Source organism: Streptococcus mitis (assembly GCF_946190375.1).
In the GTDB taxonomy this organism is placed as follows: domain Bacteria; phylum Bacillota; class Bacilli; order Lactobacillales; family Streptococcaceae; genus Streptococcus; species Streptococcus mitis_CJ.
Map to the genome: position 1 here is coordinate 1 of NZ_CAMIAF010000029.1, position 16053 is coordinate 16053.

General features: G+C 40.8%; 15 protein-coding genes and 2 pseudogenes. 1 reads left to right on the top strand and 16 read right to left on the bottom strand.

Annotation, left to right across the window (positions count from 1 at the left end; translation table 11 throughout):
• Positions 1 to 90 precede the first annotated feature (90 nt).
• The 16 genes and pseudogenes from N8M09_RS10625 to N8M09_RS10700 form a co-directional block, all read right to left on the bottom strand.
• Positions 91 to 870 carry an L-threonylcarbamoyladenylate synthase gene (locus N8M09_RS10625; protein WP_261065142.1) on the bottom strand — a complete coding sequence of 260 codons (780 nt, stop codon included), beginning with the start codon at positions 868 to 870 and terminating at the stop codon, positions 91 to 93.
• A 27-nt stretch (positions 871 to 897) separates the two neighbouring features.
• Positions 898 to 1491, bottom strand: a complete 594-nt coding sequence (leuD, locus tag N8M09_RS10630) for a 3-isopropylmalate dehydratase small subunit (protein WP_261065143.1) — start codon at positions 1489 to 1491, stop codon at positions 898 to 900.
• Between the two features lie 9 nt (positions 1492 to 1500).
• Positions 1501 to 2883: a 3-isopropylmalate dehydratase large subunit gene (gene leuC, locus N8M09_RS10635; protein ID WP_261065146.1), complete on the bottom strand. Its 1383-nt coding sequence runs from the start codon at positions 2881 to 2883 to the stop codon at positions 1501 to 1503.
• 3 nt (positions 2884 to 2886) lie between these two features.
• Complete coding sequence (locus N8M09_RS10640) at positions 2887 to 3156, bottom strand: DUF1294 domain-containing protein (RefSeq protein WP_261065148.1); 270 nt, start codon at positions 3154 to 3156, stop codon at positions 2887 to 2889.
• Positions 3153 to 4190, bottom strand: a complete 1038-nt coding sequence (gene leuB / locus N8M09_RS10645; RefSeq protein WP_261065149.1) for a 3-isopropylmalate dehydrogenase — start codon at positions 4188 to 4190, stop codon at positions 3153 to 3155. Before leuB ends, N8M09_RS10640 begins: the two co-directional genes overlap by 4 nt.
• 11 nt (positions 4191 to 4201) lie before the next feature.
• On the bottom strand, positions 4202 to 5764 hold the full coding sequence (locus N8M09_RS10650; protein ID WP_261065151.1) for a 2-isopropylmalate synthase: 1563 nt from the start codon (positions 5762 to 5764) through the stop codon (positions 4202 to 4204).
• A 314-nt stretch (positions 5765 to 6078) separates the two neighbouring features.
• Positions 6079 to 6735 carry an MmcQ/YjbR family DNA-binding protein gene (locus tag N8M09_RS10655; RefSeq protein ID WP_261065153.1) on the bottom strand — a complete coding sequence of 219 codons (657 nt, stop codon included), beginning with the start codon at positions 6733 to 6735 and terminating at the stop codon, positions 6079 to 6081.
• A gap of 43 nt (positions 6736 to 6778) precedes the next feature.
• On the bottom strand, positions 6779 to 7411 hold the full coding sequence (locus N8M09_RS10660; RefSeq protein ID WP_261065155.1) for a copper homeostasis protein CutC: 633 nt from the start codon (positions 7409 to 7411) through the stop codon (positions 6779 to 6781).
• Between the two features lie 93 nt (positions 7412 to 7504).
• Positions 7505 to 7864, bottom strand: a complete 360-nt coding sequence (locus tag N8M09_RS10665; protein WP_261065156.1) for a YbaN family protein — start codon at positions 7862 to 7864, stop codon at positions 7505 to 7507.
• Positions 7865 to 7969: 105 nt separating this feature from the next.
• Positions 7970 to 10057: a type I DNA topoisomerase gene (topA, locus tag N8M09_RS10670; RefSeq protein WP_261065158.1), complete on the bottom strand. Its 2088-nt coding sequence runs from the start codon at positions 10055 to 10057 to the stop codon at positions 7970 to 7972.
• Between the two features lie 222 nt (positions 10058 to 10279).
• On the bottom strand, positions 10280 to 11128 hold the full coding sequence (gene dprA, locus N8M09_RS10675) for a DNA-processing protein DprA (protein WP_261065160.1): 849 nt from the start codon (positions 11126 to 11128) through the stop codon (positions 10280 to 10282).
• A gap of 87 nt (positions 11129 to 11215) precedes the next feature.
• Positions 11216 to 11905, bottom strand: a complete 690-nt coding sequence (locus N8M09_RS10680; RefSeq protein WP_000643974.1) for a sugar phosphate nucleotidyltransferase — start codon at positions 11903 to 11905, stop codon at positions 11216 to 11218.
• Positions 11906 to 11916: 11 nt separating this feature from the next.
• Positions 11917 to 12795: a DMT family transporter gene (locus N8M09_RS10685; protein WP_004269680.1), complete on the bottom strand. Its 879-nt coding sequence runs from the start codon at positions 12793 to 12795 to the stop codon at positions 11917 to 11919.
• Positions 12785 to 13654 (bottom strand): annotated as a pseudogene (locus N8M09_RS10690) (phosphotransferase). Before N8M09_RS10690 ends, N8M09_RS10685 begins: the two are co-directional and overlap by 11 nt.
• Positions 13655 to 13670: 16 nt before the next feature.
• Positions 13671 to 14693, bottom strand: coding sequence for a ribitol-5-phosphate dehydrogenase (locus N8M09_RS10695; protein WP_261065161.1), 1023 nt, complete (start codon positions 14691 to 14693; stop codon positions 13671 to 13673).
• Between the two features lie 4 nt (positions 14694 to 14697).
• On the bottom strand, positions 14698 to 15405 hold the full coding sequence (locus N8M09_RS10700; RefSeq protein WP_033677374.1) for an IspD/TarI family cytidylyltransferase: 708 nt from the start codon (positions 15403 to 15405) through the stop codon (positions 14698 to 14700).
• A gap of 333 nt (positions 15406 to 15738) precedes the next feature.
• Here N8M09_RS10700 and N8M09_RS10705 point away from each other — a divergent pair.
• Positions 15739 to 15981 (top strand): annotated as a pseudogene (locus N8M09_RS10705) (oligosaccharide flippase family protein); the annotation flags it as partial.
• Positions 15982 to 16053 lie beyond the last annotated feature (72 nt).

The window sequence follows — 16053 nt, forward strand, 5'->3', positions numbered from 1 at the left end:
TGGGACTTTTTTTCTACAACAAAATAGGCTCCATAATATCTATAGGGGATTTACCCACTACAAATATTATAGAGCCACTTATTTTTTATCTTAATAATACTCACCCTGACGGTAGTCCCATGAGTTAAAGGTATCTGACAGGTGCATCATAATCTTATCAATGTCAAGCCCTTTGCGGATTACAACTGGTGCTGGTGATGTTGAACGAGCTCCTCCTTGTTCTGGGATGAGTTTGCCGTCTTTATCGACCATAGAGACCATCACACCCTGCTCGTAGCGTGTTTCAATCGTTTTGTCAGGCTGGATAGATGCCACATAGTCGTCTGCCTCGATAACAAGGTCAACTGCCCGTTCGATGCGTTCTCCGATACCTTCTACCTTACCACGGTTTCCTTTTCCAGATGGGTTAGCTGATGAGGCATAAACCATCTTGCCTTCTTCCCAAAGTTTGGCAGCCAATTGTTCACCAGCTTTCCCGAACTTGATAACAAAGCAGCTAGTACCACGCACGTCAGTCATGAGTTCTTCACGGCCATCACCGTATGCTTTCAGTTTTTCAAAGGCTTCTGGTTTCCAAGGAAGGATACAACCAAGAAGAATATCTTCGTCCCAATGTTTTTGGTAGAAGGCTTCAATTTCTGGGTTGAGTTGTGCTAAAGCGCGAAGCTCATCCATGCTACCACAGAGAACAACGCCTGGTTTGTTACGGTTACGCTCTTTGGCTGCGAACTTGCGTTCAAGTCCTGCCTTGTCGCTAGTCATGATAATGTAACCAACTTTAGTAGGGCAAACGATACATCCGCCCTCACCTTTTAAAATATCATAGCCTTCTTGTGAAAGTGTTCCGTTCCATTGAATGTGTTTTGTCATAATTCTATTTCCTTTTCTAATTTTCTTCTAATCCTGCCAGTAGGCTGGTCGTTGTTTTTCATAGGCAGCAATCAAATCTTCATACTGCAAAGTAATACCGATATCATCCAAACCATTTAAGAGTTTGTGTTTCCACTCGCTATCGATTTCAAAAGTGAATTCTCCAACTGGTGAGATGATTTTTTGTTGTTCCAAGTCCACAGTTACCTGGTCGGTTGGTTTTAGCTGGGCTAGTTTCTCTCTAACCTCTCTAGGCTGAACAATAGGTAACATGCTATTATTGAGTTCATTATTGTAATGAATGTCACCGAAAGACCCTGCAATCACAACCTTAAAACCATAGTCTGCTAAGGCCCAAGCTGCGTGTTCTCTCGAAGAACCTGCCCCAAAGTTATTCCCTGAGATGAGGATAGTTGCTTTACGGTATTCAGGTCTGTTAAAGACAAAGTCTGGATCCTCAGTATACTTGTCATCCAAATAACGCCAAGCATACATGAGGTACTTACCAAAGCCTTTTTTATCAATTAACTTGAGAAACTGCTTAGGTAGGATTTGATCGGTATCGATGTTATCATTCATGAGAGGAACGGTCGTTCCCGTATAAACTGTAAATTTCTCCATATCCTCTCCTTACTGAGCTTCTGGCATTTGTCGAACATCTACAAAGCGCCCTGCAATAGCTGCCGCAGCTGCCATGGCTGGACTGCAGAGGTGGGTCTTAGCACCAAAGCCCTGTCTGTCTTCAAAGTTGCGGTTGCTGGTTGAAGCGCAGTGGACACCATCAGGAACCTTGTCCGGATTCATTCCTAGGCACATAGAACAACCTGGGTCTCTCCACTCAAAGCCAGCATCTATGAAAACCTTATCCAAACCCAACTTCTCAGCAGCTCGTTTGACAGGACGAGAGCCCGGAACCACGATAGCCGTTAAGTTAGGTGCTATTTTCTTCCCTTCGACAAATCGCGCAGCCAGTTGCAAGTCGCTGAGACGAGCATTTGTACAAGAACCGATAAAGATATAGCCTAGTTCAATATCAGCTGGCTTTTGACCAGGCTCCAAGTCCATGTAATTGTAGGCTCGCTCATCATTCATATCTTTAATTTCTGGGAAGCTACTGTCAAAGTCAACCCCCATAGCAGGATTGGTTCCCCAGGTCACCATGGGAGCTAGGTTTGAGACATCCATCCGGATAACCTTATCGTAAACAGCATCATCATCACTGACAATTGTTTTCCAATCCGCCACAGCCTCTTCAAAGTCCTCTGGGACACATTCTCGCCCCTTGAGATAGTCATAAGTCGTCTGATCCGGATTCATGATTCCCATCTTAGATCCAAACTCGATGGACATATTGCAGATGGTCATTCGCTCTTCCATGCTCAGTGCATCAATCGCTTGTCCCCGATATTCCACCACATAGCCAACACCACAGGCAACGCCGTACTTAGCAATCAAGGCTAGAATGAAATCCTTAGAATAAACTCCTTTTTGAGGAACACCAGTGAATTCTACCAGCATTTTCTTGGGTTTGACCTGCCAGAGTGTCTGGGTAGCGAAGACATGCTCAACCTCACTAGTCCCAATCCCAAAGGCGATGGCTCCAAAAGCTCCGTGAGTAGCCGTATGACTGTCTCCACAGACGATGAATTTTCCTGGTTGGGTTCTCCCTGTTTCTGGACCAACCATATGAACAATCCCCTGCTTTTCAGAACCGTGGGCCGCATGTTCAATCCCAAACTCCTCAACATTTTCAGCCAGCTTATCAATTTGAGCCTTAGAAATCACATCTCGAATATCGTAGATATTGACTGTCGGGACATTGTGGTCAAAAGTTCCAAATGTCAAGTCTGGTCGTCTCAATCTGCGTCCTGCATCTCGTAATCCTTGAAAAGCTTGAGGACTGGTCACTTCATGAATATAGTGCTGATCCACATACATGAGTTGGGGCTGCCCCTCTTCTCCTGTGATGACATGACGGTCCCATAATTTATCAAAAATCGATTTTCCTGCCATCCATTACCTCCAAATAAAATATAAGGCTACTAGTGTGGACACCATTCCGAGAAACCAAACTGTTTTAAAATACCATTTTCGAGTCTTGTGGTGAAAGATGATTCCTGCTAACCAGGCCCCAAAACCACCACAAGTAAAGGCTAAAATGAGTAAGATTTTCTCTGGGATGCGCCAAACTCTTCTCCTTGCCTTAGATTTGTCAATGCCATAAATCAAGAAAACCATGACATTCCAAATCAAAAGGACTAGAGTAATTCTTTCGTCTAACTTCATAACCTTGCAATAATAGCTTCTGTCATTTCCTTAGTTGAAGCCTGTCCACCTATATCTCTTGTTAAAATGTCAGCCGCTAAACTTGCCTCAACAGCACGCTCAATACGCTCTGCATCCTCATAACGTCCAAAACTATCTCTCAACATCATGGCAACTGATAAAATCATGGAGATAGGATTTGCAATGCCTTGACCAGCAATATCAGGTGCTGAACCGTGAATAGGTTCATAGAGACTTGGTCCATTTTCAGAATGACTGGCTGATGGCATAACTCCAAGTGTGCCAGATAGAACGCTTGATTCATCAGATAAGATATCGCCGAAAAGATTCTCCGTCACGATGACATCAAACTTGGCAGGATTGGTAATCATAATCATGGCAGCTGAGTCCACCAACTGGTGCTCCAAGGTTACATCTGGAAAATCCTGTGATACCTTCTCAGCTACTTTCCGCCAGAGTTTTGATGTCGCTAGAACATTTTGCTTATCGATACTAGTAACGATTTTTCTGCGATTTCTTGCAATTTCAAAGGCCTTGCGAATAATCCGCTCTACTTCCTCATAGCTATAGTCGTTGATATCACGCGCTTTGCGCTCTTCAAGGATATGATCTCCAAAGTAAATCCCGCCTGTCAACTCACGCACCACGACAAAGTCTACACCAGCAATTCGTTCTGGTTTGAGAGGTGACAAATGCTTAAGACTCTCAAATATTTTAACCGGGCGAATATTAGCATAGAGATTGAGTTCCTTACGGAGAGCCAGCAAGCCTTGTTCAGGCCGAACCGTTGCACTATCATACCGGGGACTACCGATAGCCGCTAGGAGAATGGCATCTGCTTCTCTACTTGCCTTGAGGGTTTCATCAGGTAAGGGATGCCCTGCAGCATCAATACCTGCACCTCCAAAAGGTCGTCTGTCTATTTCATAGACAAAGCCTGTTTTTTTAGCTAGAGCCTCCAGAACTTCTAAACCAGCCTCCATGATTTCTGGGCCAATTCCGTCCCCTGCTAGAGCTACTATTTTCTTTGTCATAGCCTTCTCCTTTACACACTAGGCATGTCGCGATAGGAAACGCTACGTCCCATCTCACCAGCATTCTCTTTTTGAACAAAGGTATTAGCATTGATGTAAGCAATAGCCGAAGCCTTCAACACATCGAAATCAAGACCTGCTGCATTAAATATGGTTTCTGTATCTCTGTTTTCAACAGTGACCAAGACCCGAGCCTGGGCATCAATTCCATCTGTCACAGCATCAATGGTATAGGACACCAAACGGACAGATTGGTTAAAGAACTTATCGATAGCGTTAAAGACCGCTTCAACAGAACCTTGTCCTGACGCGTTGAACTCGACTTTCTCACCATCCATATTAGCCAGGCTAACAAGCGCTTCAATGTCATTATCTGCATGGGTTTGCAGTTGTAAATCATCAAAGTGGAAGCCTTCTGGGTTTTCAACCATGGTTCCAGCTACCAGAGCACGAATATCTGCATCTGTGATTTCTTGCTTCTTGTCTGCCAGAGCCTTGAACTTAGCAAAGAGTGGTTTGATATCCTCTTCTGTAAAATCTAGGGCCAATTCTCTTAGTTTCTCAACAAAGGCATGGCGACCTGACAATTTTCCAAGCGGAAGACTATTACTCTTAACACCAACCAATTCAGGGGTGATAATCTCATAAGTAAGAGGATTTTTAAGAACTCCATCTTGGTGAATACCAGACTCGTGAGAGAAGGCATTGCCACCAACCACAGCCTTGTTTTTAGGAACTGGAATTCCTGAGAAGCGAGAAACCATTTCTGACGTATTGATGGTCTCATTTAGGACAATACTGGTTTCTGCTTGATAGTAATCTTGGCGAATATTGAGAGCAACTGCAATTTCTTCCAAGGCAGCATTTCCAGCTCGCTCCCCAATACCATTGATAGTCCCCTCAACACGTCCTGCCCCATTCTTGACGGCAGCAAGGCTATTAGCCACTGCCATTCCAAGATCATCATGACAGTGAGGTGAATAGATGATCTGACGATCCGTCTTGACATTCTCAATCAAGTGTTTGAAGATAGCTCCATATTCCTCTGGTGTGGTAAATCCTACCGTATCAGGAATATTGATATAAGACGCCCCTGCATCAACCGCTGTTTGAACAACTTGCAAGAGGAAATCCAACTCTGTTCTAGTCGCATCCTCAGGAGAGAATTCGACAATCTCAAACTTAGAACGGGCATAGGAAACATGCTCCTTAATAGCTTCCAAAATCTCTTCCTTGCTCTTATTGAGCTTATACTTGCGGTGAATGGGACTGGTAGCAATAAAGACGTGAACTTGTGGATACTTGGCATCCTTGAGGGCCTCGTAACAAGCATCAATATCAGACTTGATCGAACGTGCCAAGCCAGTCACCGCCGTTTTCTTCAAGACCTTAGCAATCTCCTGCACTGCTGTGAATGAATCAGGACTCGCCGCTGGAAAACCAGCTTCTATGGCTGAAATGCCCCATTTCTCCAGCTGTCTTGCAATGGCAATTTTTTCCTTGATTGAAAAATTAACACCAGGTGTCTGTTCTCCATCCCGAAGGCTGGTATCTAGAAATTCAACTGTTCTCATAAGATTTCCCCTTTTCCAAATGTGGTTTTTAAAAAAACATCTCGCTTAGAAGTCCAAGCGAGATGCTGATTCACTCCCGCTTGGTAAGCCAAACAGGACTAATGCTTTTTGCACTAGCCCGAGTACCTCAACAACAAAGCAAATTGATTAAACTTAGCTGTTCTCATGTTTGACTTTCTCCTTCGTTTGATATCTTGTTTAGTATTTTAGCACAGGCAAAAGCACTTGTCAAGAAAAAATCAAATATTTTCTGAAAATTTCTTCAGTATAGAATATTTAGCTAATTGAAAGTTATTGAAAATCCTTGAAATGTTTCATTTTTTAGAAGTTAAATTCCAACTTTTTTCTATCAATTCCAGTACCATTTCATCTGACAAAGTATCATCAAAAGCCACACTGATCCAGTAGCGTTTGTTCATATGAAAAGCTGGATAAATACCCTTTTGTGAAAGCAGGTCCACTACTTGATCATGTTTGAGATTGACTGCTTCCACTAATCCTTCTCTACCCTTTTCCAGCTTATCCCAAGAGATTCTCATCAAGACGGCATACCACTTTTTATTACTTTCATGTCTTAAGACTGCCGTATCAGGCGATTTCTCCCACAGATACTCCAACTGATTTCCGTACTTTTCCTGAACTTGAGCCATGATACGCTTAGTCTGAGGACAGATAAAATCCTGCACATCAAAACAAGCCTTCCGAAGCTGGTAGAGAATCTCCAGACAAGCCTCACGGACACTTGCAACAAAACTTCCTGTCATACTTTCCATATGAACTTGAGGATAGAGGTCACCCGTTTCCTGGTCAAAGACTTGAAAGCTCACATTATCAGCAGTGATGGACACAGTCATGACAAAATCACCCTGCAAAATCATGCAGCTATAAGTCCAAACTCCACTACTTTCTACAAAACCATAGGCACGAGCCTTTTCTTGATTAAACTGATAGGATTTAAAAATTTCAAACATAAGTGAAAACTGCTACCCAAAGCTAGCAGTTCCTTTCTATTTTTTAAAAGACAACCTTGGTTCCATGCAATTGTGTCACACCCAGCTGGTCTATAAAGGTTTGACGGTTGTCCAAGTCAATCCCCCCACCTGGTAGAATTTCAATTTTGCCTTTAGCATATTCCAAAATTCTGTGATAATGGGCGAAACGTTTCTCTAAAAAGTCACTAGACACACCTGCACGAGTTAAGATACGAGTGACTCCAGCTTGGCTGAGCCAGTCAATAGCTTCTAGTTGATCTTCATCGCTCAATTCATCAAAGGCCATGTGGAAGACAATTTCCATTCCTTTTGATGCAGCAATTAACTTTTCAAGATTAGGCTTATCCAACTTCTTCTCAGCAGTTAAAGCCCCAAATACAGCCCCTTGACTTCCAGCCTGAGCTGTCAACCGAATGTCTTCTAACATGATATCAATTTCTAGGTCATTATAGACAAAGTCGCCACCACGTGGACGAATCATGGTCATAATGGTCGTATCGTAGTTAGCTGCCAATTCAACCGCTGCCTTGGTCACTCCATAGCTGGGAGTTGTCCCACCAACTGCTAGATTATCACAGAGTTCGATTCGACGAGATCCAGCCTGCATCGCTTTTTCAAGCAAGGTCACATTTTCAGCACAAAATTCGTAAATCATTTGATTCTCCTTGATTATTACTTTGAATTTATTATATCATATTATTGTGAATATGCTTTCAATTTTATCAAGGGAAATAGTTACAAATTTTACTTATTCTTTGTCCGGAATAACCTTGAAGAGATAATAGGTGATAAAGATGGTCAAGGCTCCTAGACCAATTTTGACCGGTAAAAGAGGGGCAAAATAAATGGAAATTCCCATCAAGATGTAGATGGATACGATGATTTTTTTCTTACGTTCACGCTCAATGGACTTGGTCTCGCGAAAATCAGCTACATATGTTTGATAGAGCTTGGTATGGTAAAGCCAATCTTCGAAGCGCTTGGAACTTCTGGAGAAACAAGCAATAGACAACAAAAGGAAAGGCGTTGTAGGTAGCAAAGGCAAAACAACCCCAATAATAGCCAAGGCTAGTGATAAAAAACCAATAATAAGATAAATAATACGCATAACTACTCCTAATTAAAATAATCCTCTTCTAGTTTCGCATAAAATGATGAATTTTGTCAAGTTCCAACCAAAAAGAGCCTGAAATTCACTTTCAGGACTCTCCTCTTATTTAATCTTTTCTTCTTCGTAGTCACCCTTGCTACAAACAACCTGCTTGCCACCACCACGGACTTTTTTCTCCATGAGGAAGTTGCCACATTTTGGACAGTCACGACCAACAGGCTTGTCCCAAGAGGTAAATTCACATTCTGGATAGCGGTTGCAACCATAGAAGAGGCGATTACGTTTGGTTTTTCGCTCAATGATTTGTCCCTGATGACAACTTGGGCACTCGACACCGATTTCTTTCACGATTGCTTGGGTATGGCGACAATCTGGGAAATTGCTACAAGCATAGAACTTACCAAAACGACCAAGTTTAATGACCATTGGACTGCCACACACTTCACAGTCAAATCCAGCTGGTTCATCCTTGATTTGGATTTTTTCCATTTCTTCTTCAGCCTTGGCCACTTCTTTGGAGAATGGTTTATAAAAGGCATCAATGACACGTTGCCACTGCTCTTTTCCAACTTCGACATCATCCAGTTTGCCTTCCATTTCAGCTGTGAAGGTCACGTTTACGATATCTGGGAAATATTCAACGATGAGCTTGTTAACAATTTCTCCCAACTCTGTTGGTTCAAAACGTTTGGCCGCAAGGCGAACATAGTAACGTTTCTGAATAGTTTCAATGGTTGGTGCGTAGGTTGACGGACGGCCAACCCCATTTTCCTCCAAGGTCTTGATAAGGGTCGCTTCAGAATAGCGAGCAGGCGGTTGGGTGAAATGTTGCTCTGGTTTGCTATTAACTTGCTTGACTACATCTCCAACAGCCATATCTGGTAACATCTTATTCTTATCAGAATCATTATAAATGGCAAGATAACCATCAAACTTAACCTGACTACCATTGGCAGCAAATTGAACTCCATTTTGAGACAATTTAACAGCCATAGTATCAAAGACAGCAGCTGTCATCTGGCTCGCTACAAAACGATTCCAGATAAGGGTATAAAGCTTGAGCTGATCCTTGTCCAGATACTTAGCAATACTTTCAGGTGTATTAAAGACACTAGACGGACGAATAGCCTCGTGGGCATCCTGAGCCCCAGAAGCATTTTTGACCTTGCTACCATGCTTAGAATACTTGCTACCAAAACGGTCCGTAATGAAACTTGCTGCTTCGTTCTGCGCTACTGGACTGATACGAGTCGAATCAGTACGCATATAGGTAATCAAACCTTGAACACCAGAACCGATATTAATTCCTTCATAGAGCTGTTGGGCAACCATCATGGTTTTTCGAGTACGGAAATTGATTTTGTTGGCAGCATCCATCTGCATAGATGAAGTGGTATAGGGTAATGGAGCATTGCGTTTGCGCTCTTTCTTATCTACCTGATCCACTGAAAAATCTTTGCTAGTCAGACGAGACAAGACTTCCTTGACCTCATCATTGCTAGTCAGTTTCAGCTTTTTGCCATCTACTCCATAGAAAGAAGCCTGAAATTGCTTGGTTCCCTTTTTAAAGACAGCATCAACTGTCCAGTATTCTTCTGGCTGGAAGGCGTTGATTTCATTTTCACGGTCAATAATGAGTTTAAGGGCAATAGACTGTACGCGACCTGCTGATAAGCCCTTTTTTACCTTCTTCCACAAAATAGGCGAAATCGAATAGCCTACCAAGCGGTCCAAGACACGACGTGCCTGTTGGGCATCGACCAAGTCCATATCAATCTTACGAGGTTCTTTAAAAGCATTTTTGACCGCATCCTTGGTGATTTCATTGAAGACCACACGGTTGGCATCATTTTCATCCAAGTTGAGAATGTGGGCCAAATGCCAAGAAATCGCTTCTCCTTCACGGTCCGGGTCACTCGCCAGAAAGACTTTATTAGCTTTTTTGGCTTCTTTTTTCAAGTCATTGATAAGAGGGCCTTTTCCTCGGATATTGATATATTGCGGTTCATAATTATTTTCAATATCGACGGACATACTGGATTTCTTCAAATCCCTAATATGCCCGACACTGGCTAAAACCTTGTAGTTTCTGCCAAGATATTTTTCAATCGTCTTGGCCTTAGCAGGCGACTCCACGATTACTAGATTTTTTTTAACTGTTGATTTTTTCTTTTTTGTTGCCGTAGCCACAGTATCACACCTTTTCAAAGTAATAAACTTTATAAAGTGTAAACCATTTTGCCATAACTGTCAAGACTTAGCTCCAATATATAGAAGAAAAGTTTGTTTAGTAAGCGGACTTTCTTCTTATAGTCAATGAAAATCAAAGAGCAAACTAGGAAGCTAGCCGCAGGCTGTACTTGAGTACGGCAAGGTGAAGCTGACGTGGTTTGAAGAGATTTTCGAAGAGTATTAAAATTCAAATTCTGCAAGAACATCTTGCCCACTGGTGACCAATTTTGCTCCTTCTTGAATCAAATGATGGCAACCGTCTGATAGTCCATCTAAAATACTTCCAGGAATAGCAAAAACATCGCGTCCTTCTTCCATTGCCCTCTCACAGGTAATGAGACTCCCCGAGCGCATCTTAGCCTCTGCTACAATCACACCTCGACAAAGTCCAGCGATGATGCGATTACGGGCAGGAAAATGAAATTTCAGAGGTTGTTCACCAGGTCCGTATTCACTTAGAACCAGATGGTCATTGCCGATGTAGTCTTGCAAGCGTTTATTGGCTTTAGGATAAAACACATCCAGTCCTGTTCCAATCACTGCAATGGTTTTTCCGCCATTCTGAAGAGCTGCCATATGAGCTGCTGTATCGATACCCTTGGCTAAGCCACTGACGATAACCAGTTCATTTTCCAAACCCTGAATAATTTTTTCAACCGACTTAGCTCCCTGTTTGCTACAAGCACGACTTCCTACGACCGCTACCTTCGGGAATTTCAAGAGATCCAGATTTCCCTTGTAAAATAAAAGCACAGGTGCATCATATATTTCACTCAAATCCCAAGGATAACAGTCATCTAAAATAGAGAAAGATGGAAATTTTTTAAACTCCTTCTCCAAATGCGCATCGTCTATCTGAAAATAACGTTCCATAAAAACGGCTGGATTACGGCAACCTGATATTTCTGCAATATCGCCTAACAACAGTTCTTGATCGACATTTTCACCGTATTCTAGGACATTCAAAATCTGTTGATTAGTCAAACCTGATTTTATTAACTTATAGATTTCATAGTTTGTGATTTTCATAAATATCTCCATTTCTTTTTCTACTCATCTATTTATTCGTAAAAAATCAAAAAAACATCCGACTATTTTAGCCAGATGTTGGAATCTTTAATTTTCGTTTTTAAGAATTTCTTCTAATTTATGATAGTCTTGGACACTATCGATTTCATAGATGCTATTGCCTTCTAATTCTTCAACATAGACATCTAGCTCTTTGATGTTATCCTTAACCATATTGTCCCAGTAGAGATCAACAAATTCACCACTTGCATAAGCCTTGTCGATAAAGCTGACAATCTTTTCTGCAGTTGGAGCGTCCCAGAAGGATACACCACTAAGGATACGACCAGCCTTGCTATCAACAGTAATGTCTTGAACCTTATAGTCATCTCCATAGACCAAGAACCATTCGTTGGTACAATCTTCACGATAAACACTAAAATAAGTCGAACGTGTCAAATCATTGCGGAACATATTTTTGAAGAGATAGTTATCCGCATCAATAACATAGCTGTTAGCCAACTCTTCTTTTACAAGATAGAGAGAGTAAAAGTTATTGTAGTCAGCGTATTTATCATTGAAAACGAGGCGAACTCCATATTTTTCTTTTAAGTAATCGAATTGTTCTTTAAGGTAACCAACGATGATGATGATGTCATTAATTCCTTTTTCTTTTAAAAACTCAATTTGGTATTCAATCAAAGGTTTTTGATTAACCTGAACCAAGGCTTTAGGGGTATTTTCAGTCATAGGACGCAAGCGAGTTCCCAATCCCGCTGCTAAGATGATGGCTTTCACACGAATCTCCTTTATTCTTTAATAATAATATAAACTCCAGCAATAACGACAAGTGACGTAATAATTGTCAGCATATCTAGTGGTGCACCCAAGAAAACAACTGCAAACAAGACAGTCCAAACTACATAGCTCACGTTCAATCCTGTAGCCTTGGCTGGTTGCAAGCGATTGATAGCGATATAATAAGCCAAGTAGGAAATCATATCAAAGGCTGCAAAGACGATCATAAGACCTAGCAATTGTCCATTGGCCACTTCTGCAAATGACTGATGAGAGAAGAGCACAATCACAAGATAGGACAAGAATGAAGTTACTTGACGAATTAAGAGGGCTTCGATTTCACTCAGTTCACTTTCCATAGCAAAAGAGCTTAGAACACTCTCACTTCCCCATGCAATGGCACAAACCAAAGCACAGAGAATCCCAATGTAGAAGGAATTGACCTGTTCAACCTTATAGGTCTGAGCAATTATACCTCCAATAATCAAGACAATCCCAAACACAGTATTTTTCGAAATCTTGTGCTTCAAAAAGAAGAAAGCCAATAAAACTGAAATCGCAGGGTAAATAGCTGATACAGATGAAGCTAAGGAACTTCCGATATACTTAACCGCATAAAGATTGGCCTGCATACCGATAGGGCCTGCTAGCAAGGCTCCGATGATAACACTAACATTGCGAATATTTAAGAAAATTGAGAGACGAACTTTTCCTTCTTTTACCAAGAGAAAAGCTAGTAAGATAAAGATACTCAAGAAATCGTGAGCAGCAGCCACCACAAAGGGCGACAAATCTGTAAAAATCGAAAAGATATAAGCACTAATCGTTAGACCTAAACCCCAGAAAATACCTGAGAGTAGACCAAAAGAAACTCCATTTTTATTTTTCATCTGAACCTCCATAATATGACAAACCTTTAACAGCTCTTTGGTAACGACTCACACCATAGTCACCAAAATCTGCACCTTGCTCTTCTTTGTAGACTGTCCATAGACTCCAAATAGCATCTTGTAAAATTTTATAAATGGCAATCTTTTCACGAGAGACAGATGTTTGCTCACTCTCATAGTGAGATAAGAAAGCTTCTTCCTCTTGGGGAGTGAATTCGGACTCTAAAAAGAGGGCTGCCAAATCCCACATTGGATCATTCATTGATGAATATTCCCAGTCAATCAAATAAAGTCGTCCTTGAGGTGATTCGATAAAGTTTTCAGGCACCAAATCAATATGACAAGATTTTCTGTCAACACCTAAGTCAGCCAGTCTTTTCTCTAAGGAGAAGACTTCTTCTCGAACAGCTTCATAGTTGGTATAAGGGATTTTCTCTTCAATCAAGGATTCGTATTTTTTGATTTCTTCAAAAGGAGCAAATTCTCCTCTTAATTCCTTGCCAGAAGCATGAATGGTTTGTAATATTGGAGCAATTTTATCAAATTAGGTCTTGATTGACGTTGAATCAAGCGTAATCGCAGATTCGATATACTCATTTACTTTGATACCAGCTTCAATATCAAAAAGATAATTTTTTACATCTAAGTCTAAATCCTTTAGTAGTTCAAGATTATACTTTTCATCTTGACGATTGATCAGCTTTTCTGTCCCTTTACCAAAGAACTTAACAATGTATTGCTTATTTGTTGTTTTGACCAAATAGTTTTGATTGGTCATTCCCCCCAGTTGTTCAACACTGAGGACTTCCTCTTCTTGACTAAGTAGGGAAGAAATTTTTTCTTTAATGATTTTCTCCACAATTAACCTCCAGGACTTATACTTCCCACTTAAACACGGTTTTAAAGGCTGTGTTTAAATCGGTTGCAAAGACACGGTGAATATCTTTAATTTCTCTTACAGGTTCTTCTAGATAAAGGATATTTTTAAGACGATTGGCAAATTTCTTGACTTCCATCATTTGGATTGCATTTTCAAAATCGATGCGACCAGAACGAGAAGATCCAACTAAGAGCAAGCCTTTTTCTAAGGCATCGCGTGTATTGAGATTGACTTTATACTCGCTAACACCCATCATGAGAATCGTTCCCTGAGGACGAATATAGCGAATCAAGTCATTAATGGCTGGTCCAGTACCATCACCACCACAACACTCAAAAGCATGGTCAAAGGCCAAATCTTCAGGAATATCATCAGTAATATAGCATTCTTTGGCAAATGAGAAAAGCTCCAATTTTTCCCAATGACGACCAATAACCACAATCTCTGCTTCTGGCAAAGTATAGTTGATAATATTGGCAACCACAAATGCTAAACTTCCATCTCCGATAACGGCGATTCGGTCCCGCTTGCTATGAGCAAGGGTCAATAGACGATTCATAGCGTGCATGCCAACACTGACAAACTCTGTAATGGCTGCAACCGTATCTTCGATAGCATCATAAGCCACCACACGGTCTTTAGGGAGAGAAACAAACTCTCTCATAAAGCCATCAAATCCACTAGACAAGAAATGGGTCCCTGTCATGTAGTTCTCATAGAATTCTTCGTCACTCTGCATAGGAGGCTGATTAGGAATCATGACAACTTTTTGCCCAACCTCATAGGTTCCCGTAGGGTCAGAAATAACGGTTCCACATGACTCGTGAATCATTGCCATTGGAAGTTTTTTATTCAAAACCTTGGGATCACGTTTCCCTTGGTAGTAACGCTGATCCGCATGACAGACCGCCATATAATTAGGACGGATAAGGATATGATTCTCTTGGTCAATAGCCTCTTCCTGATATTTGACATTGATAAACTTAGGCTTAGTTAGTTGATAAATTTGATTAATCATTTTACTAGTCTTTCTCAATCATACTTTTTGCAATCTTCAAATCTGTTACGGTTGTAATCTTCAGATTTGAGTATTCACCCTTGGCCAAGGCTACATCTTTTCCTTTAATGACAAAGATTTTACATGCATCTGTCAAGATTTTCTTCTCTTCATCAGAAAGAGATCCATAAAGGTCCATGAAGTCCTTGCAACGGAATGTTTGAGGTGTTTGTCCTTGATAAAGGTGAGCACGATTTGGAATATCTGTAATGAATTGACCATTGGTACTTTCAACGATAGTATCAACCGCTTCTACCACTGTATCCACTGCGTCATGATTTTGAGCAAGTTTGATATTGTCCTGAATCATGCGAAGTGTAATAAATGGACGAACAGAATCGTGGGTAACAACGATATCCTCTGGAGTAAGCGGACGATAAGCATCAATGGCTTCAATGATTTTCTCAATACTTGTATTGCGGTCAGCACCACCCTTTGTAATGATGATACGTTCCTTATGAAGAGGAAGATATTTATCTACAAGATCTTCTGCATGAGAAACCCAGTCTCCATGAACCCCAACTACAATTTTTTCAATACTTGGTTCCAAAACAAATTTTTCAATTGTATGAATCAAAATAGGTCGATCACCTAGCTCTAAAAATTGTTTTGGCAAGTTACTGATTCCCATGCGTGTGCCAGTTCCACCAGCAAGAATTCCTGCATAAATCATCTGTTTTCTCCTTTGTCTTACTAAAAAAACTTATTCTCTCTATTATACCACAATCTAGTCCTATCATGAAAGAAATACCGACCCTCCCGTTCTAGAATAGAAGGTTTAAGGAGTTCTATTATTCAAAGAAACTAGTCCATTTCTAGTAATGACTAGGAATTCTGTAGTCATTACCAATAAATGGCTGTGAAATTTTAGAGTTCTTCAGAATAATATAGTTTCCTTAAAAAAACTTAAAATAAAACTTTGAGATTTCAAAGTGATTGCTTGACTTACTGCCCTTCATTTCTTATTAGCTAGCTTTATAATATAATGAAAAACGAGGTAAATTGAATGAAAAGTATAAAATTAAATGCTCTATCTTACATGGGAATTCGTGTCTTAAATTTTATTTTTCCCATCTTAACTGGTACCTACATCGCGCGTGTCTTGGACCGAACTGACTATGGTTACTTCAACTCAGTCGACACTATTTTGTCATTTTTCTTGCCCTTTGTGACTTATGGGGTCTATAACTACGGTTTACGAACCATCAGTAATGTCAAGGATAACAAAAAAGATCTGAATAGAATGTACTGACCCCAAAAAGTTAGACAATTAATTTATCCGAAGGATTTAGTTCTGTATTGCACAGGGCTAAGTCCTTTT